This window comes from Vibrio sp. TRT 1302 (assembly GCF_050113875.1).
GTDB lineage: Bacteria > Pseudomonadota > Gammaproteobacteria > Enterobacterales > Vibrionaceae > Vibrio.
In genome coordinates, this window is the sequence record NZ_JBNJOF010000006.1 from 83087 (window position 1) to 106710 (window position 23624).

Here is a 23624-nt window from a genome sequence, read left to right on the forward strand (position 1 = left end):
TTTAGGTTAGATCTGAATCCGTTTGCCACCATTTAGATAGGTGGTACACGCGACACGTAGCAAAGAGGTGAAGTTACCCAACTCACCTCTTTGTTGTATCACTTCATTGTAAATTCGAGTTAAAAATTCTGCGACAGAGATATCCGCATCGCTCGCAATGTCCTCTATTATCTTCCAAAATACCGCTTCCAGCCTGATACTAGTGACGACACCATCGATACGAACTGAACGAGATTTGAGCTCAAAGAGTTGCTCTTCTGCTCCGGAATAGATTTCACACATAGCTTTCCTAACCCAGCTGTTTTTTCTTAGCATAGTGAATTTCGCGCAAAACTCACTACGCCTTTGGTCTAGCTTATTAGTGCGTGGAACTGTGCCAGCCAAGCCGGATGAGCGGGCCAAGCAGGTGCTGTAACAAATAAGCCATCCGTGAGTGCTTGATCCATTTCAAGCTCTGCATATTGCGCTCCGGCTAGGGTGACTTCGGGAGCGCAAGCTGGGTAGGCCGAGATGGATTTTCCTTGAATAACATTGGCTGCAGCCAGTAATTGAGCTCCGTGGCAGATCGCGGCGATAGGCTTGTCTTGCGCCACAAAGCTCTGAACAATTTCAATCACTTGAGGGTTGAGGCGTAGGTATTCTGGGGCGCGGCCGCCTGGAATTAACAGCGCATCAAACTGGTTAACGTTGAGCTGTGCAAAATCCGCATTGAGGCTGAATAGATGACCAACCTTTTCAGTGTAAGTTTGATCCCCCTCGAAATCATGAATCGCGGTTTTAATGGTTTCACCACTCTGCTTTCCAGGGCAAACGACTTTGACTTGATGCCCAACCATTTGTAATGCTTGAAACGGCACCATCAGTTCATAGTCTTCAACAAAGTCACCGGCGATGATGAGTACACTTGCCATGTTAAATCTCCACTTTTGATTGTTGGAATGGCAATTTAACAAGTTATTTACAACTGTGGGTAGTAGTGGGTTACTACAGAAAGTCCCTCATGCTTGAGTCACCGACGAGATATGACCAAATCGAGATTTGAAACTGGCATAAAGATCAAGTGTTTACAATCAAATAGACCCAATGGGCAGATGTTCTTTAATAATTTAGCTACTGTTGAAGGCAATATCAGCTTTTTGAGAGGCAACATTTATGTCGAAGCCGTGTTTAGTGGTGCGGTCAATGCGGTTGACTATATGCTTCATGATGAAAAGACACTCGGTGAAGTCGTAGGGCAATTTACGGCGGATATATCTAAGGGAGTGGTTGCTGGTGTGATAGCTCAAGGGGGGAGTTTTATATTAAGAGCAGGTCTTATGTTTTTTGCTTTAACTCCTCCAACGGCTATTTTACTTGGAGCTTTTGCTATAGCTGTATTTGCCATTGGGTATGAAGTATCTACATTAGATGAACAATACAAGTTCACAGAACCAATGAAAAAAGGAATGGAGAGATTAATTGATGAAAATTAGTCGAGTTAAAGCCTTTCTGTTCATTCTCGGACTAATACCGTTTGTTTGGATATGTTGGGAGCAATCATTAAACATCATTAATGACTTCAATAATCAAAGTAAATTAATAAAGGTTAGCGGAGCTATTAACGATGCCTCATCACTAGCAGGATTCGCCCTTTTTGGTGGGATATTTATCCTGTTCTCAATAGGGTTTGTGACCGGAAGAACATTAACATGGATACCCAAAATAGTATTTATTGCTATCGGTATAATAACAATAATCTCTTTTTTCCTTGGTTGGGGAATGAATGTAGCATTAAAAGAAAAGCTCTACGAACAGGGCTATATCGAATGCACATCTGAGAGAGAGTTTACATTGAAGTACTCAAGCAAGACGTACGTTATTCCACCGGAAACATGTGATTAACGTTATCTTGAGGATAATCATGGTCTTCTTAACCACAGAGCAACAATTGGATTAGGTTTATTTGCTTATTCAGCATTTAAGATCGGGGGCTATATATCTGACTTGGATACTCAGCACCAATTCACCAAACCTATGAAAGAAACAGTAGAGTCTTTAATTGATCAGCATGATAGATTTATTAAAAAAGCTTGCATTTTTACTATTTTTTATAGGGTTTTCGGCATGGTGTGGGTTGGGAATTTATGATTTGATTCATAGCGTGAAAGGTTTAGGAATTGAACCCGTAATAAAGGTGTCGGGATACCTTAACAATACATCGTCATTTGTATTATTTGGTTTTTTCCTTCCTTCTATCCCAATGGCATTACTCAATGTTGTTACAGGTATTCAACTCCCTAGATTAACTCTAAGGTTAATGCTATTTGGTGCATTAATTGGTGCTCTGATAGGACATTATGTAGATACCTCGTTAAGGGATAAAGTAAAAATATCAAACTACATAGAATGCACATCTCAGAGAGAGTTTACATTGAAGTACTCAAGCAAGACGTACGTTCTTCCACCGGAAACATGTGATTAACGCTATCTTGAGGATAATCATGGTCTTCTTAACCACAGAGCAACAGCTGTTGGTTCAAGTAGTTAATGATGAAGGTGCTATTGAAGAGCGCTAAGATCATGAAAATCTCAGATCGGAAATTTCGGCGTAGAACGCCAAGATGTTGCAACAAAAAAGCCCGGCGATTAAGCCGGGCAAGTGTTCTTCACCTATAGGGTAGGATGGGTCATGAGAGCATTACAATTGCAAAAACTCTTTGACTTGTTGAAGAACACATTCCGCTGTCTGTTTATCTTCCATTTCGGCAAAAATGCGCAGTAGTGGTTCAGTTCCAGAGAAACGTGCAATCACCCAACCACCGTTTTTAAAGTAAACTTTTGCCCCATCCTCGTAGCTCACTTTATCAATCTCGAACTCAAATTGAGGCAGTTGTTTTTCTACGTAGATTTTGTCGTACAGAGCTTGTTTTTGCGCTGGCTTGAATGTGCAATCGCCTTCCGCCGTGTAGGCATAGCCGTACTTACCATAAATTTCGTCAAGCAGCTCAGAAAGCTTTTTGCCTGTAACGGAGATCATTTCGACCAGTAAGCTTGAAGCAAAGACGCCATCCTTACCCTTGATGTGACCTCGAATCGTTAAACCACCTGAGCTTTCGCCACCGATAAGAGAGTCATCGGCTTCCATCTGTGAGCTAATGTGTTTGAAACCAACGGGTACCTCAAAGCTCTTCTCACCATGATCCGCCGCGATCTTATCGAGCAGATGAGTGGTCGCAATGTTACGCACGACAGAGCCTTTCCAGCCTTTGTATTCGAGCAAGTAGTAATAGAGCAGCATCAGTACTTCATTTGGATGAATAAAGTTTCCTTTCTCATCAATAATGCCTAAACGGTCAGCGTCACCATCGGTACCAATACCGATATCGTATCCTTCAGCCGCGACTAGGTGTTTTAGACGGTACAAGGTTGCAGCACTTGGAGACGGCATTAATCCACCAAAGTCTGGGTTTTTACCGTCGTTGATCACATCAACATCACATCGACCGTTGATCAGCACGGTTTGCAGCGCATTCTTAGCAACGCCAAACATGGGATCGATCAACACTCTTAGATTGGCTTTTTTGATTGCCTCGATGTCGATAAAGTCGATGATCGAGTCAACGAATTCGTTCATCGGATTGATAATTTCGATCAACTTGTCTTCGACGGCTTGCTCAAAGTCGACTGACTGAACTTGTTGTTGAGTCAAGGTGGCGACTTGAGACTCGATCTTTTCAGTAATGATCTCATCCGCATCACGTCCGCCTTCAATAAACACTTTGATGCCGTTGTAATCAGCTGGGTTGTGAGATGCGGTAATACATGCAGAGTACGCACAGCCCATCTCTTTAGCTTTGAACATGACGATTGGCGTCGGAACGAACTTGTCGATAAAGCTAACGTTGATACGGTTGGCCGCTAGAACTTCCGCGAACCAGCGTCCGGCTTTGTCGGACAGGAAACGTCGATCGTAACCGATAACAAAGCCGCGTTGGGCAACGTTCTCATGGTTAATAATATTGGCAACCGCTTGTGCCACTAAACGGACATTATCTTTGGTGAACTCTTCGCCTATGAATGCACGCCAGCCACCAGTACCAAATTTGATCATATGAATAATCCTTTATTGAAAGTAATGAGCCTCTCGAAAGAGGCTCATTGCTGGTGATTAACCAAGCACAACCACCACGTCGTTTACACTGCCTTCAGCCTGAACCGGTACAGATGTTCCTTCCACGGCCTGACCGTTCACTGTGATTGACTTGATGCCTTTGCTTACAGAGCTAGGGTTTTCAACCTTGATGTTGTAGGTTGCGCCAAGCCACTGACGAGTTACTTCAAAGCCTGGCCAGCTAGTTGGAATACAAGGATCAATCGTTAGACCGTCGAAGCCAGTACGCACACCCAGAATAAAGTTGGTCACTGCAAAGTAAGCCCAACCAGAAGTTCCTGTTAACCAAGGGTGGTTAGCACGACCATGATCTTGGTGGTCGCGACCCATGATGAATTGAACGTACGAGTATGGTTCCGCGATACGTTTTTCGATAATGTCATTCTGGTTATATGGGTTAAGTGCGTCGTAGAACTTCATTGCACGGTCACCGCGACCTAGCTTAGCTTCAGCAACCCATGCCCAAGGGTTTGGATGCGAGAAGATCGCGCCGTTTTCCTTCACGCCTTGGTAAACGCGAGTAACAAAGCCGATATCGTCGTTTGGCGTTGCAAATGATGGTGAGTTTAGGTGTAGACCGTATTCGGAGAACAGGTTCTCATCTACGGCGTCCATTGCTTTTTCACCTCGTTCTTGCGATACCGCGCCAGATAGAACCGCTAGTGTGTTTGATTCTAGGTGAACACGGCCTTCTTTCTGTTGTGCCGTACCAATCTTGTCGCCGTTCTTAGTTAGGCCACGGATGTACCAACCACCTTCTTCATCCCACAGGTGAGTTTCACACGCTTCACGTACGTTAGCTGCCATTTCAGTGTACTTAGCAACATCAGCGTCTTTGCCAAGGTATTTAGCAAGGTCGATAAACTCTTGTAGTGCCCAGAAGTGAAGGAAAGACACCATTGAAGATTCACCGCCACCTAGGTTTAGACAGTCGTTCCAGTCGGCTCGTAGACCTTTACAGATGCCAGTTTGACCTACGTACTCGGCAGAGAAATCTAAAGCGGCTTTCATATGCTCGTAAACACTTGCTTCACCGCCATCTGCGTATGGGATGACTTGATCAAAGAAGCTGTGTTCACCTGTTTCCATCACGTATTTACAGATGGTAGGAACCAGCCATAGATGATCGTCAGAACACGTATCTTCGATGCCATGGATCTTATCTTCATCTGATGGTGTCGGTACGACTGTTGGTGATTTTGAAGGCTTAACGTCAGCTTTTTCAGGATCAAACCAGTCTGGATCGAATAGGTGCAGACCGTATCCCGCTTTTACCTGACCGCGAAGAAGATCAACGATGCGCTTGCGTGTCATCGCAGGGTTGGCATGTGGGACTGAAATTGCATCCTGAGCGGTATCACGATAGCCAAGACCAGTACGACCACCAACTTCGATGAAGGAAGCAAAACGCGACCAGACAACACATGTTTCAGCTTGGTAAAGAGTCCAAGCATTGATCATGGTATCCAGACCTTCGTTTGGTGACTTCACTTGGAACTTAGAACAACGTTCGTCCCAGTGAGCTTTGATACCCGCAAATGCTGCATCAACGTTTGCTAGATCCTGATACTTAGCGCGTAAGCGCTCGCCGTTGCCTTTACCGATACCCAGAATGTAAGCAAAGCGGACTTCTTCACCCGGTTGAATCGTGAATTGTTTATGCAGTGAACCGCAGTGGTTGTAACAGATTTGAGCGCTGTTCGAACATTTACCTTTCTCTACAGCAATCGGGTTTGCTTCGTCGCGGTATAAACCTAGGAAGCTGTCACGCTGACCATCGTAAGAGTCTGGTTCAAATGTAGAAGCTAGGTAGTAGAATCCTTCAAAATCGTTGGTGTTGTAATACAAGTCGTATTCAATCACACCATCTTTGTATGCCGTACCTGCCGAGTATAGAGACATCTGGTGGTTCTGATTGTCCGACTGAATGTGGCTAAATGAGAATTCAACAAACGAGAAGGCGCTGATAGTGCGAGGCTTGTCTGAAGTGTTCTTAATCACAACATCCCAAATTTCTGCATCTTCACCTTTAGGAACAAATAGTGTCTTGGTTGCAGTGATGTCGTTGTACTCACACTTGAATTTCGAGTATGAAAGGCCATGACGAACTTCATAGTTCGCCTCGTCTAGGCTTTTCGCTACTGGTTGCCATGAGATTGACCAGTAATCACCAGTTTCGTCATCGCGTAGGTACACATAGTGCCCTGGACGATCAAATGTCGCGTTCGGGCGGAATTTAGTAACACGGTTATATTCAGGCGAGTTGTAGAAAGAGTATCCCCCCGCGTTATGCGAGATAACCGTACAGAATTTCTCTGTGCCTAAATAGTTCGTCCATGGTGCAGGGACGTCAGGTCGAGTAATGACGTATTCACGATTGTCGTTATCGAAATAGCCGTATTTCATGTTAATTTCCTTTTTACCAAGCTACCACTTTGGTAGCCAAAACTTTAATGCTAGAGAAAACTGCAAATGCCATGCATTTGCACCTTTGTTAATTCCACGGTTGGCGATATTCGATTTGCTGCTTGTCGAGCAAAGGTAAATGGCCTTTCAACCGTGATAGATAGTCGAGCCAATCTCGACCTGCTCTGTCAGTCCAGCAGGCTTCAGCCAGCGCAGTGAGTCTTGGGAATATCATGTAATCCAATCGTGACTGGTGAGTGACAATTTCACTCCACAGAGCACACTGAATTCCTAGAATACGTTTGCGAATCGGGTCGGTATCTGGCACTTGCGCCAATGGCTCATAGCGGTAGGCGTTCTCCAGTGGGATCACCGCCGCCCAATCAACGCCAGGCTCTTCTGGACGATAATCTTGAGTCATGTCGAGATAAGTGGATTGGCCAGGTTGGAGAATGACGTCAAAACCTTGCTTAGCGCAGTTAAGAGCCGCCTCTTCACTCAGCCAAGAGTAGATAACCGTGTCTTTGCTGACTTTATTACCGTGTTGAGCCTCTTCCCATCCGACCATACGTTTACCCAGTGAACGCAGTTTCTGTTCTGCGTAACGGAGTAGGTGTCCTTGCAGCTCTTTAGCGCTTTGGTAGCCCTCTTGAGCCATCAACTCCTGACAGGCAGGGCTTTCTAGCCAAACACCAGCAGGGACTTCATCTGCACCAATGTGTACCCAAGGAGAAGGGAAGAGTTCAGAAACTTCTTCTAGTACCTTGTCTAAAAACTGATAAGTGCCAGGCAAAGCTGGTGATAGGACGTTATCGTCATAATGTTGAATACTGTGATATTGGGATTGATCAGCAGGGTCGCACAACAACTCTGGTAGTGATTTGATTGCTGCACGGCAATGACCTGGGATATCAATCTCCGGAATGACGTTGATGCCTCGTTCTTGCGCGTAAGCGATGACGTCCTTAATCTGTTCTTGGCTGTAGTAACCGCCGTAACATTGATTTAAGTGACTGTATTGTGGTTCCAGTACGGTACCTGGACCGCGGTAGGCTCCCGACTCGGTTAGTTGAGGGAATGCCTTTATTTCAATTCGCCATCCTTCATCATCAGTGAGATGCCAATGGAAGGTATTAAACTTGTAGTGTGCCAATTGGTTAATCAGCCGTTTGACCATATCCACTGAGTGAAAGTGGCGAGCACAGTCGAGCATCATGCCACGGTATTTAAAGCGTGGTGCATCATGAATTTTTACATAAGGTACCGATAACTCTTTGTTTTGCTGACTGAATTGAATGAGTTGAAGCAAGCTGGCGCTGGCATGAACAAACCCAGCATGTGACCCTGATTCTAGTCTGATCCCCGTTCCGCTGACGGTAAGATGGTATTCACCTTCGTCAAGGGTAGGATTGTTGCGAAACACGATATCGCTTTGCCCGATGGTCTGTACTGTAAACTCAAACAATCGCTCGAGCTCAACTTGCAGCCACGTCGCGGCTTTTTCAGCCAGCGAAGTTTGTAATGTTATTTGGCTGGAGCGAGTCAGTCGAAAACTTCCGTCCAGTTGCTCAATTTTGTGAGGCTTGGGAATCAATGCAATTGACGCACTCTCGACCTCTGGCAATTGGGTGCGCTCTCTATAGGGAGAGGCAAGCGCTATCGGCGTTAAAGTGACTGGGTACTGTGTTGCACCGTCGTTAGCAATGATCAGGGCATCTTTGAACCCATCAGTGTAAAAACGCAAGGGCGCTGTGTTGATGCTGAACTCACAGTAGTAGTGTTGATTAGCCGTGAGAATGTCACATTCAGGCACTACGGTGCAGAAACTACCGATCTGCTTGATCGTCCCGTTAGTGAAACTGTCTGGCAGAATATAGCGATCAGTAATGAATTGGATCTGCCACTGAGCAAGATCCTGATCAGAAAGATTATGGACAGTTAAGCCAAAGCGACAAAACTGTTTTTGTTCAGATAGAACGGCGAGTTCGACACGAAAGCTCATTACAGATCCTTAATACAAGTTATGTTCGGGTTTAGCCGCGAACATAAGGGCACCTTCAATGGCATCAAACTGAGCGTCAACCACCCAAGCTTGTACCGGAGGTGATAGCCAAGCCTTGATTCGCTCAGCAATGCTACCCATCAAACAGATACGAGTGGCTCCTTTTTGGTTTAGAGCGACTAGGAACATCTCAATGTCAGCAGCCGTCTGCTTAAGCATTGAGATAGCAAGGCTATCGCCTACGGTTGCATAGTGGAAAATCGCAGGGGAAAATTGACCATAGTCGCGTGGTAACGCGTTTTTAGACCATGTGACGATTTGGTCGATATCATGGTTGAAGTGGCCAAGAACATGCTCTGCAAGTGGCGTTTTCTCGACGATACCATCATCAGCCAGCAGGACTTGTTGAATTAGGCGTAGGCCCATAACCGCGCCACCACCTTGGTCAGATATTGGAAACTCACGACCACCAACCACATGCTGCTGATTACCGCTAAGATAGATACCGCACGAACCCGTACCAGCAATCATAATGGCGCCTTCGTCACCGTTATGGGCACCGATGCAAGCACCGTAAGCATCCGTATTGAGTACGACGGAAGCAAAAGGATGAGGTTGTGCCATAAAGTCTTGCCATGCAGACTTTTGCTCAGCCCCTGCTAGAGCTAAACCTACATGCATCTTGCTGAAGTCGGCTTCTGTCAGCCCACCAAGCGTGGCTGCCTGAGCAATCGCATCGATAATCGATTCCATGGCGACGTTGACACCCAGTAAGATATTGGCGCTGCCGCTTTTGGCTTCGCCGACCAACTGACCTGCCGCATCGCGAATGCGTGCTCGACATGAAGTACCGCCACCGTCTATCCCGACATAGTAAAGCGTCATGTTACTGCTCCTCTTGCTGACAAAAGTGGCTAAATTGAGTAATTACGGCCAGTAGGTACCAAGCACCATGAGGGATCCATTGCTCCCCCCAACGCCAGTTCTGCAACATGTCGTCTTTTTGTCCCGGCGGATTAAAAGCGATATCTTGCGCATCTTCAAAGCCAGCGGTGATACCGTTACAGACCCCCCCTTTTGCGTTGAAAAATCCATACTGAGGAAGGTAGTCGGGATTATTGTGTCCGTGGCCATCAAGCATGCACATGTGGTATGGGTTGAGACCAAGGATCCAGTTCAAAGCGTTTTGAGAAAAACGCAGTAGTTGTTGTTTCGTTTCTTGGTTTTGGATATGTGGTAGTGCGAAAAACGCCATGGCACATAAGGAACCTAAACGAGCGTTCTCACCTTGCCACCAGTAACCTGTTTCGTTGTTCTGGGCGACAAAGAAAGCATCGCGTTTTTGTTCTCCAACACCTTTTACATATTGGCGTGGGTAACCAAACGGGTTGGCTGTTGCTTGAGTAATCGCCAGTTCAAACTCAACACTTCTCTGTACAACAGATTGGCTGATAGCCGCCTGTTGTGGATCGCTTTCAATCGATAAATAGTGGCATAGAGCAAGGGTGGGTAAACCTGCTTCTGCGGCATGGTAATAAGGGCGAGAGCCGTCTTGATTGGCTGACCAAAAATGATCAAAGCGGTCATCGCTACGTTGCCTGCTGTGAAGCTTTGCAGCCCATTGACGACTTTCACTTAAGTACTCTGATTTCTGTGTCGATTTATACAACTCAACGGCGGCAAGTAGGGCGCAGTATTCATCAATGATGTTCTCTTGCTGATCATTGAGATATTGAGTGTTGCATTCGCGTAAATGCCAGTAGCCTTTTTCTGCCGCTTTAAGGTAATCATTCGATGAGTATTCACCGCTTTCATCTAGGCGTGATGCGGCGGCTAAAGCGGCAATTGAAACGCCACCACCTTGTCTGAAGCCAGCTTGGAAATCGTCTGATTTATGCCCTTGTTGAGTTTCGTATGCACAGATTTCGCGTTGCTTGGTGTCTTTTGACCACTTATCAAAAATGGTCATATAGAAAAAGCCTTGTTCATTTTGCATTCGAACTAAGAAGTCTGCGCCAAACAGCGCTTCTTCTGTCATGCGTACTTTAGTAAATTGAGCGACTTGCTCATTCTCTTTGAGTTGTTCTAACCCTTGAAGTAGATTCCAGACCACCATAGGGGTCTGCTGAGGGTTGAGATAGTTGGCATAAGAGAGATGACTAAGGTATTTGCTCACATCTCCGGATGCATCATACCAGCCACCGTGTACGTCAACGCGAGTCTCTGAGCCAAGTAGAGGGATCGAATGATCTTGCTTGTCAAAGCGTCCGCCGCAGCGCTGAGACTTAAAGTAGTGCAGAACATCTGAAAGCGTAGTGTTAAACAGTAATCCCTGTGCAATGCTAAAAACTTCAGAGCGTAGGTTATCGACACGCAGGTAGTAACGACCTGAGCGTTCGAATGATGAGAACTCGATGCGAAAAAAATTCCCTTGGTGCCAATTGGCCACTTTTGTGCCTTTTTCGACAGCAAAAGTCGCTACAGTTTGGTGACTATCAGCACAGACTAACAGCGCAGTGGTAGATGAAAGACGTGCTTTACGTGTCATCAAAACAGCCTGCTTAGGCCCAAGGGCTTCATAACCAATATGGTTAGTAAGTAGCAGCATCAAAATCTCCGAAAATAGGGTGTGATTGAGTTGTTGAGCCAAGAGCTTGTGCTCCTGGCTCTTATGGCATTAATTTTCGTATAGGTAACAACGCACAAAGTGGTTGTCAGACAATTGAGTTACTTCTGGTAACTTCTCACTGCACTTATCAGTAGCGTGTTGGCAGCGTCCGGCAAATGGACAGCCCGCTGAGGCTGGTGTCCACAACGGAATCTCGCCTTTGTTACCTTTGAGCTTTTCGTGAATCGACTTACTTGGATCTGGTACGGCTGAGACCAAAAGTTGCGTGTATGGGTGTTGAGGATCGTGGATGATCTCGTCAGTATCTCCCCATTCAACCATGTGTCCTACGTACATAACTGCCAGATCTTCCGCAATGTAACGAGCGGTTGCGATATCGTGAGTGATGTAAAGTAGAGACATCTGCTTTTCGAACTTCATCTCTTCCATCAGGTTTAGGACACCTGCACGAATCGATACGTCCAGCATTGATGTTGGTTCGTCGGCGAGCACAACTTCAGCACCAACCGCGATGTTACGGGCAAGGTTGACACGCTGACGCTGACCGCCTGATAGCTGGTGCGGGAATTTTTGTGATGTCTCTTTGGGTGGGATCAGACCAACTTGCTCAAGCAAATCATAAACGCGCTCTTCCAGTTCCTTCTTATTGCCAGGTGACACCTTCTTGTGGATAAGCAGTGGTCGTGCAATATGGTGAAAGATGTTATGAGTAGGGTTTAGTGAGCCAAATGGGTCTTGCCAAACCATCTGCACGCCTTCTCGGTATGCCATCAGATCCGAACGTGAATCGATGGTTTGAATGTCACGGCCTTTGTACTCAATCACACCTGCTGTTGGCGCGTACATTTTAGCGATCATCTTCGCTGTAGTGGATTTACCCGAACCTGATTCACCAACCACGGATAGGCCGCGGCTTTTGTACATTTTGAAAGATACGTCGTTGATCGCACGCATCATAGGTTGGTTTAGGGCATTACTGTTGATCGGGAAATCCTTTACTAGGTTTTTTCCCTCAACAAGTAGTTGGCCAAAATCTTTGCTCATATTTGTCTCCAGTAATCTTTTCTTTGTTTCTCAGCGTCTTGCTAGAGTTTTCTCTGTGCAATCGGCTCGCCATAGAGGTGACAGTTAGAGAAACGATTTGGCTCAATTTGTCTTAGTGCGGTTGGGACTTGAGTACATGTTTCATGCACGCGGTCACAACGAGCTTGGAAGCGACAACCTTGTGGTATTTCTAGAAGGTTAAGTGGGTTGCCTGGAATACCAGTAAGCTTCGTTTTTGGGCCAGTTAATGGAGGGAAAGAGCTACCCAGACCTTTCGTGTAAGGGTGGTAAGGACTTTCCAGAATCTGTTTTGATGGTGCGACTTCAATCAACTCACCGGAATACATGATGCCGATGCGATCTGAGAACTCGACCATCAAAGAGAGATCGTGAGTAATGAACAGAATAGAGAAACCAAACTCTTCTTTTAACGCGTAGATCTTTTGCAGTATTTCGCGCTGAACCACTACGTCGAGAGCGGTGGTTGGCTCATCCATAATGATCATTTTTGGATTTAGCGCCAGTGCAATCGCGATAACCAGACGTTGACGCATACCACCAGAGAACTGGTGAGGGTAGTCATTCAAACGGCTAGGGTGAATATCTACGATTTCAAGCAATCCTTCTGCACGTTTACGAGCCTGTTCACGTGTCATGTTCGTGTGGCGCATGATTACGTCGCAGAACTGATCTTCCATGGTCAATACTGGGTTAAGCGCATTCATCGCACTTTGGAAGACCATAGACATCTCGCTCCAACGGAACGATTGCATGCGCTCATCGCTGTATTTAAGGATGTCTTCACCATTAAAGATAACCTCGCCACCTGTGATAAACGCTGGTGGCTTATGTAGGCGCATCAGAGAGAAAGCAACGGTGGATTTACCACAACCAGACTCGCCTGCAAGGCCAAATACTTCGCCAGGTGCAATATCAAAGCTCACATTGTTACAGGCACGTACGTCACCTGCATCAGTAATGTAGTCAACGCAAAGGTTGCGGATAGAAATGAGTGGTGCTGTCATGATTATTTATCTCCGCTCCATAGTGCATTTTGTGGTGGCAGTTCTGGCTGGCGCTCTTTCTTGTCCTGCTCAGCCAGTTTTTTCCAGCGTTTCATACCTTTGTGAGAGCGAAGCTGCGGGTTAGCAATTTCGTCAACCGCAAAGTTCAGTAGAGCAAGACCTGTTACGAGTAGAGTTAAGGCTGCACAAGGTGCAAGAACTTCCCACCAAGCGCCGATTAGCATTGCTGAAGAGGTCTGTACGTTGTAAAGCATGATGCCCCAACTGATGGTGCTAGGGTCGCCTAGACCTAGGAACGAAATAATAGATTCCATGCCGATTGCGTACATAACCGAACCAATGAAGCTCGCGCCTACGATTGGGATAAGGTTTGGTAAGATTTCAACAAAGATGATACGGAACGATGATTCACCGAGAACTTCTGCCGCTTTTACAAACTCTTTTTCACGTAAAGCCAGAGTTTGAGAGCGGATTACCCTTGCCCCCCATGCCCAGGAGGTACAGCCGATGATGATGGCAATGGTTAACGGGCCTGCTTCACCGATAAAGGCGGCGAGTACGAACAGTAAAGGATACTGAGGAATAACCAGCATGATGTTCATTGCTGCGGTCAGGACATCGTCAACACGGCCACCGAAGTAACCCGCAGAGATACCAATGATCGTCGCTAGGAAACAAACAGTGATACCTGCACCGAAGCCAACACCTAGAGAGATACGAGCTCCGTAAACCAGTTGTGACCAGATGTCGCGACCCATACGGCTAGTACCCAGTACGTGATCTGCTTTTTTCGACAACAACATGGTACGGCGATCGGTGGCTAGGTTTTGTGCGATCCAGCCATCAGGATTTGCTTTTGCTGACTTAACGACGAAACCTGGGTATTCATGTGGATTGCCCGTGCGCTTATCTGGCGCGTGTTTGGTAACCAAAGGTGCGGCAATCGCCATGAAAATGAACAGTACAACAATGGTTAAGCCCGTACGAGCGTAAGCGTTACCTAGAATCAGTTTAAATAGATCTTTCATAATTATTTCCCTCCCTTACGAAGGCGAGGATCAAGTACTACGTAAAGCATGTCGGCGATAAGGTTAAATGACAGCATAAACATCGTCATGATGATCAATTGACCCTGAAGAACTTGGTAGTCACGAGCGTGGATAGCGTTAAGTAATACAGTACCTAGACCCGGGTAGTTGAAGATGATTTCAACGATTAGCTGACCACCGATGGCCATACCTAGCGACATTGAAAGTGCAGTAACACTTGGAAGTAGAGCGTTACGCGCGGCATAGTTGAATACCACACGGTTCTCACTCAGACCCTTACCTTTGGCCATAGTGATGTAGTCTTCTGCAAGCAAGTTGATCATGTTGTTACGCATGTTGACTAGGAAGCCACCAATTTGAATGATCGAAGCACAGAATAGCGGTAGCACAGCGTGATATGCGGCGTCCTTGTAGAATGCCCAGCTTGTCCAATCAGGCACGGTGCCTGCGGTGTATGCGTAGCCAGTAGGGAACCACTTCAGACCAATAGCAAAGACGAATAGCGTCAACATGGCGATAACGACTTGAGGAACCGCCTGAATGATAAGCATGCCTGGAGTGACAAAAGCGTCGTACTTACTGCCACGTTTCCATGCTGCAAAAATACCCAGCACTGAACCCAAAGAGAATGAGAGAATAACGGCACTGCCTGCTAGGAACAGAGACCAGCCGAATGCACCACCTAGTAGCTGGTTCACTGATAGTGGGTAGAACTGGATCGAAGTACCAAGTTCCCAGCTGAGGATGTTTTTCATGTAGGCGATGTATTGAGTAAAGAGTCCGCCCTCAACAAAGCCGAGCAGCTCTTTCATCGCAGCGATACGTTCCGGAGTCACCTGTACCGAAGCGTTAGCGAACATCATGGTTACCGGATCTCCCGGCATTGCACGAGGAATAATAAAGTTTAATGTCGCAGCAACTAACAATGCGACCAAATAGAACGACAAACGTCTTAAAAAATAACCCATAACTCACCTTACTTACCCAGATTTTCCCTGTTTCTGGTTTCAGGTCGCTCCTAGCGAAAACAAAATTTAGAGCGAACAATCCCCTGACGACTGGCGCCATATAAAGAACACATCAAAACGTTGGGGGATTTTGCGGCATACAGAGCGTATGCCGCGTCGTTAGAACAACTACTTATTTAACTGGTTTTAGGTCCAGTACGTGTAGTAGACGCTCTGGGATACCAGCCCAAATGTTTGGACGGCCTTTTGGATTTTCTTCGTTCCACCAACCAGTGAATCGAGTTGTATTGTATTGGTACATGTAAGCACCAGACATTACAGGAATCGTAACTTGGTCAGAAGCGATGATTTGCTGGATGCCGTGAGCGATTTCTAGCTGCTCGTTCTTATCAGCTGTTTTGTAGAAGCTGTTTAGTAGGCCATCTAGCTTGTCATTTTTGTAGAAGTGCATCGCGAAGCGAGGCATACCTTCACCAGATTGAAGTGCTGAGTTGTAAGCACTGTTCCAGTAAGTGTATGGGTCTGCACCGTGGAAGTAGTTTGTGTAAGCTACGTCGTACGTACCTTCAAGCATTGCTTGGTTGTAAACAGAGAAATCTGGAGTACGTGCTTTCGCTTTGATGCCTACTTCAGCAAGTTGCTCAACTGCAAGTTGAACGGTGTTGTTGAAGTCAGTCCAACCGTTTGGAGATTGGATTAGTAGCTCGAAAGACTTACCAGATGGAGTGTCAACGAAACCATCTTTGTTTACATCTTTAAAGCCCGCTTTCTTCAGTAACTCTTTAGCACCTTCAACGTTGTATGTGTTGTAGCCTTTGTACTTGCTGTGAGTCTTTTCGTCAGACCAAGCTTCGAATGCATAGCCAAGGCCAGATGCGAAGTCGTTCACTGTACCGCCACCGTAGAACGCGATGTCGATAATAGTTTGACGGTCTAGAGCCATAGAGAATGCACGGCGGAAGTCTACGTTAGTAAGTGCTTCGTTCTTCGCTGCATCAGGGTTTTTGAAGTTAACAACGAACGCCTGAGTACCTGCTGGCGGGTACCAGTACTGGTGATTAGGGCTTGCCGCAGCGTAAGTACGGTCGATGTCAGGAATGAATGAAGACGTCCAGTCCATTTCACCGTTAACAACTTTACCTAGGAACTGGTCGTTGTTTGCAATTTGAGGAACACGTAGACAGTCAACATCTAGGTTGTCTGCATCCCAGTAATTCGGGTTAGCACACTGGATGTATAGCTGAGCAGTGAACGTATCGATTTCTGTAAATGGACCAGAGCCTACAGGGTTCTCGTTAGTGAAGGTTGAAGGATCTTTCACGTCTTTCCAAATGTGCTCAGGTACAACAGGTACTTTAGCAATTTCGTAAGGAACGTTTGAGTTCGCTTCTGTTAGGTTAAATTTAACTTGGTAGTCGTTTAGTTTCTCAACAGAAGATACCCAAGAGTTGATACCGCTTTGGTCTAGCTCTGATTTCTCTTTAACTAGGTTGAAAGAGAACACGACATCGTTAGCATCAAATGTTTCGCCGTCAGACCATTTCACGCCTTTACGAATATCGAAAGTTACGCTCTTTAGGTCGTCAGCCATTTTAAAGTTTTCTGCTAAACGGAATACTGGCGTGTTACCGTGCATTTCGTTGAACACAACTAGAGGCTCGTAAATGAAGTCCCAAGTAGTGTGCAAGTGAGTTGCACCTAAGTATGGGTTAAAGTTACGAACAAAAGTTGTGAACTCTTTAGGGTGGATAGTTAGTTCACTACGTTCAGCGGCTGTAGCTACCGATGCGAATCCGGTAGTTGCTGTAGCAATAATTGCTGTTGCTAGTGCTGTTTTTTTTATGTTGGCAAGCATAGCTGTTCCTTACTATTTGCTTTCATTTCACTTATGGAATGGAATGTCATCAATTGATAAACACTCACTAAGGCCCACCTCTTGTTAATGATTTTCAATCGGAGGTGATATGAAAATCCAGAGTGGCCTGTAGGCCTTAGGCACACTAAGAAAACACCTTAACGTCAATTTTCGCAATTGCTATTCCCGTTAAAAACGTCAAAACCATCACCATCTCCGTTAATACTGTTAAAAATCCCAAATTTGATTAAATTGTAATCACGAAAAGGCCTTTGAAGTGAGTCGCAATAGTCCATGTTTGTTAGTTTGTTTGTAAGTGGTTGCTAACTTCATTTTCTTTATTTTATAAGGCTTACTTTTGTGAGTGTAAAATGTGAGATGTGGGTCACTTGGAGGTTTTCTGTTAATTTTTTTGGTTAAATTAAAACTGCCGTCTTGTTGTGATTGGCTTCGCAAACTGAGTTCTTTTTACGCATTCTTGGTGGTTTCGTATCAATTAGAGTACCTGATAGACAAAAAAATAGGGGCTAAATGGCGGCAAGCAATAGGTTGTTTTACGAGTCGTAATAACTGTATTTGAACATTAACCAAGGCAAAATGATGAGACTAAAAAGCCCGCTTACTGCGGGCTTTTTAGTTTGGCATTGAAGGTGTATTAGCTTGTCAGTAAGTGCTGAAGTTTATCTCTTAGCCCTTCAATATGCGTTCTCTCTGGGCCTTGTTCGTTACAGTGCTCTAGGATGTAATCCAGTGAGCTTAGAACCGTTCTCCAGCGCGGTGTCTTCGGTAGCGTCTCGGTACGTAGATATTTATCGAGTGTGCGTGTTTGCAAAGTACTGCGGTCGAGATAGACGCGCCATAAACCACTTTGTTCTGCGAACGAGAACTTGGTTTGTCCTGTGACGGACTCCCAGTAGTTGAGTGCGCTTGTCATCGCGTCAACTAACACTTCGCGCATAATATCTTGTTTGGATTTACTGTCTCCGGCAACTCGATCAGCCAATCGCGTAAACTCTCCTCCCAGTTCTTTGAGTTCTTGCAGTTTGGCTTTATCACCTTCAAAGGCAAAACTGGACAACGCTTCAATTGCGGTTTCCAAGTTATTAATGCGGCTTGCATTGATGCTGCCGCCAACGTTGAAGATGTAAATCGAACGCAGGCCTGAACCTTGAGGAAGTTTCAAAATATCCGCAGAAAGGTGCTGTCGGACATCTTCGACGTAAACATCAATCGTACCGCAGTAATGCTCTTGTTCAACATTAAGGAATTTGGGTGCGATAAGTTCGTCTGCGCTTGAGCGTTTTAGTTGTTCGGTGGATCGTTTAAATAGCTTTGAAGCCGCCTCATTGGCAAAGCGAATCTTGTTATCTTCGCGAATACAGATGATGGCTTCTGGCGCCGTTTCTAGTTGCTCGAGTAAGCGTCCTTGAGTTTCTAACAGGCTGGCTTCAACCATTGCTCGGTGCTTGAGTTCAAGCTGGAGTTGTTGGTTCTCAAGTCGGCGTAGTTCAGCTTTGCTGGCCGTTAGATGGGCAATGATACGGGCAGCAAGCTCTTGCTTGTTAAATGGTTTCGACAGGTAATCGTTAGCCCCGGCGTTAAACCCGCGAATTCGGTCATCCGTTTGATTAAGTGCAGTCAGCATGATGACAGGCAGGGCGGCATGATCGTACTTTTTACGTACCGTTTCACACACCTGATATCCGCTCATAGCTGGCATCATAATATCCAGTAAGAGTAGCTCTGGTTTCTCTTTCTCAATCGATTCCAGTGCTTCGTGACCATCTTTAGCCGTGCGCACGCGATAGCCTTCAAGTCTTAGGAAACTATCCAAGACTCTAAGGTTCACAGGCTCGTCATCAACCACGAGCAGCAGAGGGCCTTCAGGGTTTTCTGGTAGGCTAACAGGTTCGGCTAACTCTATCTCTCCACTATCTGGCGCGATAAAGTGGGGCGCTTCATAGTGGTTTGCTTGCTGAATTTGCTCTTCACTCGCGATAGGCAATGTAAAGCTGAACGTGGTGCCAACCATTGGCTGACTACTCACGTACAAAGACCCTTGCATCAGTTCGATCAACTGACGACTGATAGACAAGCCCAGTCCTGCGCCTTGACGGTAGCGGCTTGAGTCGCTGCCCGCTTGAATCAGAGGCTCAAAAATATGTTCGAGTTGGTCAGCAGGAATACCTTGGCCAGTATCGACGACCTGAACACGGATATGATCGTCGATAACGTTCGCAGAAATGACGATTTTACCTTCGCTGGTGTATTTGATTGCATTGCCAACCAAGTTATATAGCACCTGTTCAAGTCTTTGCGGGTCAGCACTTACCCACACGGGGTCACTAGGTACTTGGTTGATAATTCTGATGGGTTTGTTACCTAGCAGATGGGAAGAAAGCTCAAGTACTAAGCGCGTTGAACCGGATAAATCTACGGCACTGGTGTCGATATCCAAGTTTCCATAACGCATCTTATGGTAATCAAGTAAGTCATCAACCAAGGTAGCAAGACGCTGACCACTGCTGATAATGATATCTAACTGGTATTTGTGCTCTGCTGTGATCGGGCCGTTAGCTCCTGAAGTGAGTGCCTCGGCAATCCCCACCATGCCGTGTAAAGGCGTTCGTAACTCATGAGAGGTTGTCGCGAGGAATTCATCTTTGAGCTTATTGGCGAGTTGTAACTCATCATTTTGTTTTTGAATGAGTTTGAGGTTGCTTTCTAGCTCTTCATTTTGCTCTTTGATTAAGAGGATCTTTTCACGAATTGAGCGTTGCATCCGCTCAAAACTGACCGCAAGACGCCCGATTTCATCTTTACGCTGCGTGTTGATCATGGTGGCATCAAGATCGCCAGCGGATACCTTCTCGGCAGCCCAAGTCAATTTAAGAAGTGGGGATGTGATGAAATTGGACAGGTAGTGGGAGGCCATAACAACCAGTAAGATCGCCGTTAACATCGCGAAAATAAACACAGTTTCAAGTTGATGAACGCGAGCAAAGGCTACACTTTCTGGTACTTCAACGACCAGTGCCCAGTCGATACCTTTAACCGAAATCGGCGCGTAGGCGGCAATGGTGGCCTCTTTCTCTGAGTTTGAGTAGGTTCCAAAGCTGGTTAATCCAGACAAGGCGAGATCCACCACTTGTCGACTTTTATCAATATCTTCCTGCTGGTATGCGAGAGTACGGGATTGATGATCGGCACCAACCAAAAGGGTCTTCATTGAAGGGATGTTTTTGGTATCAGCGATGAGCTTGGTTATGCCGTTGTTCGGCAGACGAAACATGGCGTAGCTGTGCAGATAACCTTGCTGCACAATGGGTGCGCCTAGCCATGCCACTGACTTGCCTTGCTCTTGTGCAAAATCGGAAATAATAACTGGCGTAAAGTCTTCGTTGGTTTTACGTTTTTCAGTGACCAGATTTCTTAGTTTGGTAAAAGTGCGTCCCAAGTTGGCATCTTTATATTTACCAGTGAGCAAGTTAGTGCCGAAATTGTCATATTTATACGTCGAGTAAGTGACGTTTCCCTCTCGATCGACCAATAAGATGTCATCGAAATCTGAACGTTTGAGCAGTTCCAGATAAGCCCAGTGATAGCGTTTATGGAGCAAGCGATAGCGCTCTGTACCATTAAAGAGGCTAGACTGAGGCAAAATAGAGGTTTTGATTTGATCGCCCGAACCTTGGATATAGCGCTTTTGTGCGTACTCGCGTGCCTGCTCAATATCAAGGCCTAAGCTGCCAAATGCATTGACCAAGCCGTAGAATCGACCACCACTCGCATACGCTAACTCTGAGCGTACAAATCCCATGACTTCCGACTCTTTAGCGTATAGGTAGTCGACGACTTGCTGCTGCTTGCTATCGCGAACAGAAACCAAATGCAATGTGCTCTGCTCTTGCAAGTCTTTGGTGTGTGATTGCAAGAAGAAGATAGCAATAACGGTAAGAGGTGTGATACTTAAGACCAGAAATGCCAGCATCAGAGTGCTTTGAAGACGCTTAAATTTCTGTTTCCGATACAACTTAAACATGATCTAACTAGAGTTTCCAAGAGTTCGGCTTAAAGGTTGGGGCCTAAAAACCTGTAAGCGGGATAAAAACGTTATTTTCCTATAGTGACAAAATTAACGAGTTTTTTTACTTTGACAAGTAAGTTGCAAGGAAAGCGTGGAGAAAAGCGCAGTTTTTACTTTGGGAGGGGAGATGTTGCCCAATCCTTGGTAAGAATTGGGCAAGTCGACTACTTCTTAGCGTGATAAATCGCGAATTTATTGGTCTTATTTAGCGTCTCGCAATTACTGAAGGCTTGCTCAATAATCGGCTGATATTTAAGAAAACTATTGGCAACGATAAATAGTTGTCCGTGCGGGTTTAGATGTTGTGGCGCTTTTGCCAACAGAGTCTCCGTTGCGCTGTAGCTAGTATCGAGACCTGCATGGAAAGGAGGATTACTGATAATGAAGTTGTAATCCTTACTGGTATCCGAATAAACATCAGAGGCAAAAACATGACCAGTCAAACCGTTAGCTTCGAGTGTGGCTTGGCTAGACGCTACCGCGAGTGCGCTGATGTCACACATTTCTAGCTCGATGTCTGGATTAAGTAGTGCCATCACGCTGCCGATGACTCCCGCTCCACAGCCAAAGTCTAAAACCTTGCCAGTCAGATCGGGTAGGGTATCGAGCAGCAGTTTACTGCCAATATCAAACTCTCCGTGACTGAACACACCCGGTAAGCTTTTAATGGTCAGAGTGCGCTCTTTGTAGCTAACCTGATAGGTTTTATACCATTCATCTAGCTGGAAAGCTGCGGGTGCCTGAGTACATTGCCCCCAGTAGAAAGAACAACGGCGTGCGGAGTCGTATTTAGTCATCGGGCCATAGGCCTTAAACATTTTCTCAACGCTTTTAATACCAGAGCGATTCTCACCCACAACCACGATTTCAGTTCCGGTTCCTAGCTTGGACATCAACATGGCCAGCAGATACTCGGCTTCCGCTTTCGCTTTTGGCCAGTAGAGCAGGACCAAATCTGCCTGAGTTTGTTGTGTGAACTCTGCACCAAAGACACGGGTAATTTGCGAATAGGATTCAAGCTGACGATGATAACCATAGTTGGTGGTAAAGACGGTTACAGACTGACAGTGTTTTACCAGTTCAACAGGAAATAGGTCTTCAGCTTCACCAGCAACAAGAACGTGTTTACCTTCGAAGTAAGCAAGTTGTCGCTCGGCAATTTGACTTGGCGCGATATAGGCAGACATAGAGCACTCAGTAGAAAAAAATGAGGGGGGATTTTCGCACAATCCTCCCTCATCTTGAAGTATTAAACCGTTTTGCTGTTTAGCTGCGATCTTGTTGATCTAAGAAGCCTTGAAACTCCTCTTCATAGATATTGAACAATACCATGGTCACAGCAAAAATGATCGGGCCGTAGATTAGGCCAATTAAGCCAAATAAGTGTAGACCACCTAATAAAGAGAAGAAGATCATTAGCGTGTTCATTCCTGCGCTACCTTGCATTAGGAATGGACGGAGCAAGTTGTCTATCGAACCTACCACAGCGACGCTCCAAACGGTCAGGAAGATAGCCCATGTGGTATCTCCTATGAGGAAGAGGTAGATTGCTGCTGGGATCCAAATGAGCGCAGTACCAACAACCGGAATAAATGAAGCAAAGCCCATCATGGTTCCCCAGAATAGACCTGGGAATCCGGCGAGCCACATACCGAGTCCACCCGCGATACCTTGAGCAATTGCAGTCAGGAATGAACCCATGACGGCAGACTTAGCTACCTGCTCAACTTCATCCAGTAGTTTATCTTCTTGGCTGCGTGACAAAGGAAGGATATGGCGGATAGCACTGATGATCTTATCGTGATCTCGAAGTAAGAAAAATAGCACGAATAACATCAGGAAAAAGTCCATTAGGAAGTTAGTCGCATCACCTAAAATCTTCGCGCTGATACCGACAAGATTACTGCCAAAACTCGTGGCAAACTGCGCGACTTTCTGAGCAATCTCTTGAGGCTCTACCTTATCGAAAGGTAAGTAAGTGTTCGCTAAAGACAAACCTTTCACAACCCAAGGGTGTTCGAAGAGTGTTTGGATGCCCCCTTGAGTGACCCATTGATAAACGTTTTGAGAAAATGCAGATCCTTGCTGAACGATAGCAGCAAAGACGAACAGTAGTGGGACGACAATGATAAAGGTCAACACAACACAGGAGAGCAGAGAAACCACATTTTTATGATTTGGCAGTTTGCTCTCAATCCAATCATGAATAGGGAACATCAACAGCGAAATGATAAACGCCATTACGATCGAATTGATGTAAGGTTCTACCAATAAAAAACACGCGAACGCTGCAGCCAACAGGGCTATCACTAGTACCCAGTGACTGGAGGTTATTTTAATTTTATCTGACACAATCTTGTCCAATTGTTTGACGATGTATCAGTATAATGGCTTTAAAACAGGCAGTTA

General features: G+C 45.7%; 18 protein-coding genes. 3 read left to right on the forward strand and 15 right to left on the reverse strand.

Translation table 11 applies throughout. The features are described from left to right. Positions 1-6: 6 nt before the first annotated feature. The gene (locus ACQEXP_RS10550; protein ID WP_269377441.1) at positions 7-282 is read right to left on the reverse strand and encodes a ribbon-helix-helix domain-containing protein; all 276 of its coding nucleotides are present in this window, start codon (positions 280-282) and stop codon (positions 7-9) included. Positions 283-350: 68 nt separating this feature from the next. Further along, complete coding sequence (locus tag ACQEXP_RS10555; RefSeq protein WP_426969772.1) at positions 351-911, reverse strand: DJ-1/PfpI family protein; 561 nt, start codon at positions 909-911, stop codon at positions 351-353. Between the two features lie 111 nt (positions 912-1022). On the opposite strand from ACQEXP_RS10555, the gene ACQEXP_RS10560 reads away from it, so the two are divergent. From ACQEXP_RS10560 to ACQEXP_RS10570, 3 genes are all read left to right on the forward strand, one after another. Then, on the forward strand, positions 1023-1472 hold the full coding sequence (locus tag ACQEXP_RS10560; protein WP_426969774.1) for a hypothetical protein: 450 nt from the start codon (positions 1023-1025) through the stop codon (positions 1470-1472). After that, positions 1462-1881, forward strand: coding sequence for a hypothetical protein (locus ACQEXP_RS10565; protein WP_426969775.1), 420 nt, complete (start codon positions 1462-1464; stop codon positions 1879-1881). Before ACQEXP_RS10560 ends, ACQEXP_RS10565 begins: the two co-directional genes overlap by 11 nt. A gap of 166 nt (positions 1882-2047) precedes the next feature. Beyond that, positions 2048-2461 carry a hypothetical protein gene (locus ACQEXP_RS10570; protein ID WP_426969777.1) on the forward strand — a complete coding sequence of 138 codons (414 nt, stop codon included), beginning with the start codon at positions 2048-2050 and terminating at the stop codon, positions 2459-2461. A gap of 216 nt (positions 2462-2677) precedes the next feature. On the opposite strand, the gene ACQEXP_RS10575 is transcribed toward ACQEXP_RS10570, so the two are convergent. The 13 genes from ACQEXP_RS10575 to ACQEXP_RS10635 all read right to left on the reverse strand — a co-directional run bounded on the left by ACQEXP_RS10575 (position 2678) and on the right by ACQEXP_RS10635 (position 23567). Continuing rightward, on the reverse strand, positions 2678-4090 hold the full coding sequence (locus ACQEXP_RS10575) for a phosphoglucomutase/phosphomannomutase family protein (RefSeq protein ID WP_426969779.1): 1413 nt from the start codon (positions 4088-4090) through the stop codon (positions 2678-2680). A gap of 57 nt (positions 4091-4147) precedes the next feature. Next, positions 4148-6556, reverse strand: coding sequence for a GH36-type glycosyl hydrolase domain-containing protein (locus tag ACQEXP_RS10580; protein ID WP_426969781.1), 2409 nt, complete (start codon positions 6554-6556; stop codon positions 4148-4150). An 88-nt stretch (positions 6557-6644) separates the two neighbouring features. Further along, positions 6645-8558 carry a beta-N-acetylhexosaminidase gene (locus ACQEXP_RS10585; protein WP_269377437.1) on the reverse strand — a complete coding sequence of 638 codons (1914 nt, stop codon included), beginning with the start codon at positions 8556-8558 and terminating at the stop codon, positions 6645-6647. A 9-nt stretch (positions 8559-8567) separates the two neighbouring features. Beyond that, positions 8568-9443 carry a BadF/BadG/BcrA/BcrD ATPase family protein gene (locus tag ACQEXP_RS10590; protein WP_426969783.1) on the reverse strand — a complete coding sequence of 292 codons (876 nt, stop codon included), beginning with the start codon at positions 9441-9443 and terminating at the stop codon, positions 8568-8570. A 1-nt stretch (position 9444) separates the two neighbouring features. Continuing rightward, positions 9445-11166, reverse strand: coding sequence for a glycoside hydrolase family 9 protein (locus ACQEXP_RS10595; protein WP_426969785.1), 1722 nt, complete (start codon positions 11164-11166; stop codon positions 9445-9447). A 69-nt stretch (positions 11167-11235) separates the two neighbouring features. Beyond that, positions 11236-12231 (reverse strand): ABC transporter ATP-binding protein, encoded by a 996-nt coding sequence (locus ACQEXP_RS10600; RefSeq protein ID WP_426969787.1) that lies wholly within the window; start codon positions 12229-12231, stop codon positions 11236-11238. Positions 12232-12272: 41 nt separating this feature from the next. Continuing rightward, a complete protein-coding gene (locus ACQEXP_RS10605) occupies positions 12273-13256 on the reverse strand; it encodes an ABC transporter ATP-binding protein (protein ID WP_138972153.1) in 984 nt (327 codons plus the stop codon). Positions 13257-13258: 2 nt separating this feature from the next. After that, the gene (locus ACQEXP_RS10610) at positions 13259-14284 is read right to left on the reverse strand and encodes an ABC transporter permease (protein WP_426969788.1); all 1026 of its coding nucleotides are present in this window, start codon (positions 14282-14284) and stop codon (positions 13259-13261) included. A gap of 2 nt (positions 14285-14286) precedes the next feature. Continuing rightward, positions 14287-15273, reverse strand: a complete 987-nt coding sequence (locus ACQEXP_RS10615; protein WP_269377432.1) for an ABC transporter permease — start codon at positions 15271-15273, stop codon at positions 14287-14289. Between the two features lie 172 nt (positions 15274-15445). After that, positions 15446-17128, reverse strand: a complete 1683-nt coding sequence (locus ACQEXP_RS10620) for an ABC transporter substrate-binding protein (RefSeq protein WP_269377431.1) — start codon at positions 17126-17128, stop codon at positions 15446-15448. A gap of 655 nt (positions 17129-17783) precedes the next feature. Beyond that, a complete protein-coding gene (locus ACQEXP_RS10625) occupies positions 17784-21170 on the reverse strand; it encodes a response regulator (protein WP_426969791.1) in 3387 nt (1128 codons plus the stop codon). A gap of 209 nt (positions 21171-21379) precedes the next feature. Beyond that, on the reverse strand, positions 21380-22402 hold the full coding sequence (rsmC, locus tag ACQEXP_RS10630) for a 16S rRNA (guanine(1207)-N(2))-methyltransferase RsmC (protein WP_426969793.1): 1023 nt from the start codon (positions 22400-22402) through the stop codon (positions 21380-21382). Between the two features lie 79 nt (positions 22403-22481). Then, positions 22482-23567 carry an AI-2E family transporter gene (locus tag ACQEXP_RS10635; protein ID WP_269377427.1) on the reverse strand — a complete coding sequence of 362 codons (1086 nt, stop codon included), beginning with the start codon at positions 23565-23567 and terminating at the stop codon, positions 22482-22484. Positions 23568-23624 lie beyond the last annotated feature (57 nt).

Excerpts from the sequence above, each read along its gene's own strand:
- ACQEXP_RS10550 (WP_269377441.1), bottom strand. The coding sequence starts at position 282 with ATGTGTGAAATCTATTCCGGAGCAGAAGAGCAACTCTTTGAGCTCAAA.
- ACQEXP_RS10555 (WP_426969772.1), bottom strand. The coding sequence starts at position 911 with ATGGCAAGTGTACTCATCATCGCCGGTGACTTTGTTGAAGACTATGAA.
- ACQEXP_RS10560 (WP_426969774.1), top strand. The coding sequence starts at position 1,023 with ATGACCAAATCGAGATTTGAAACTGGCATAAAGATCAAGTGTTTACAA.
- ACQEXP_RS10565 (WP_426969775.1), top strand. The coding sequence starts at position 1,462 with ATGAAAATTAGTCGAGTTAAAGCCTTTCTGTTCATTCTCGGACTAATA.
- ACQEXP_RS10570 (WP_426969777.1), top strand. The coding sequence starts at position 2,048 with ATGATAGATTTATTAAAAAAGCTTGCATTTTTACTATTTTTTATAGGG.
- ACQEXP_RS10575 (WP_426969779.1), bottom strand. The coding sequence starts at position 4,090 with ATGATCAAATTTGGTACTGGTGGCTGGCGTGCATTCATAGGCGAAGAG.
- ACQEXP_RS10580 (WP_426969781.1), bottom strand. The coding sequence starts at position 6,556 with ATGAAATACGGCTATTTCGATAACGACAATCGTGAATACGTCATTACT.
- ACQEXP_RS10585 (WP_269377437.1), bottom strand. The coding sequence starts at position 8,558 with ATGAGCTTTCGTGTCGAACTCGCCGTTCTATCTGAACAAAAACAGTTT.
- ACQEXP_RS10590 (WP_426969783.1), bottom strand. The coding sequence starts at position 9,443 with ATGACGCTTTACTATGTCGGGATAGACGGTGGCGGTACTTCATGTCGA.
- ACQEXP_RS10595 (WP_426969785.1), bottom strand. The coding sequence starts at position 11,166 with ATGCTGCTACTTACTAACCATATTGGTTATGAAGCCCTTGGGCCTAAG.
- ACQEXP_RS10600 (WP_426969787.1), bottom strand. The coding sequence starts at position 12,231 with ATGAGCAAAGATTTTGGCCAACTACTTGTTGAGGGAAAAAACCTAGTA.
- ACQEXP_RS10605 (WP_138972153.1), bottom strand. The coding sequence starts at position 13,256 with ATGACAGCACCACTCATTTCTATCCGCAACCTTTGCGTTGACTACATT.
- ACQEXP_RS10610 (WP_426969788.1), bottom strand. The coding sequence starts at position 14,284 with ATGAAAGATCTATTTAAACTGATTCTAGGTAACGCTTACGCTCGTACG.
- ACQEXP_RS10615 (WP_269377432.1), bottom strand. The coding sequence starts at position 15,273 with ATGGGTTATTTTTTAAGACGTTTGTCGTTCTATTTGGTCGCATTGTTA.
- ACQEXP_RS10620 (WP_269377431.1), bottom strand. The coding sequence starts at position 17,128 with ATGCTTGCCAACATAAAAAAAACAGCACTAGCAACAGCAATTATTGCT.
- ACQEXP_RS10625 (WP_426969791.1), bottom strand. The coding sequence starts at position 21,170 with ATGTTTAAGTTGTATCGGAAACAGAAATTTAAGCGTCTTCAAAGCACT.
- rsmC (WP_426969793.1), bottom strand. The coding sequence starts at position 22,402 with ATGTCTGCCTATATCGCGCCAAGTCAAATTGCCGAGCGACAACTTGCT.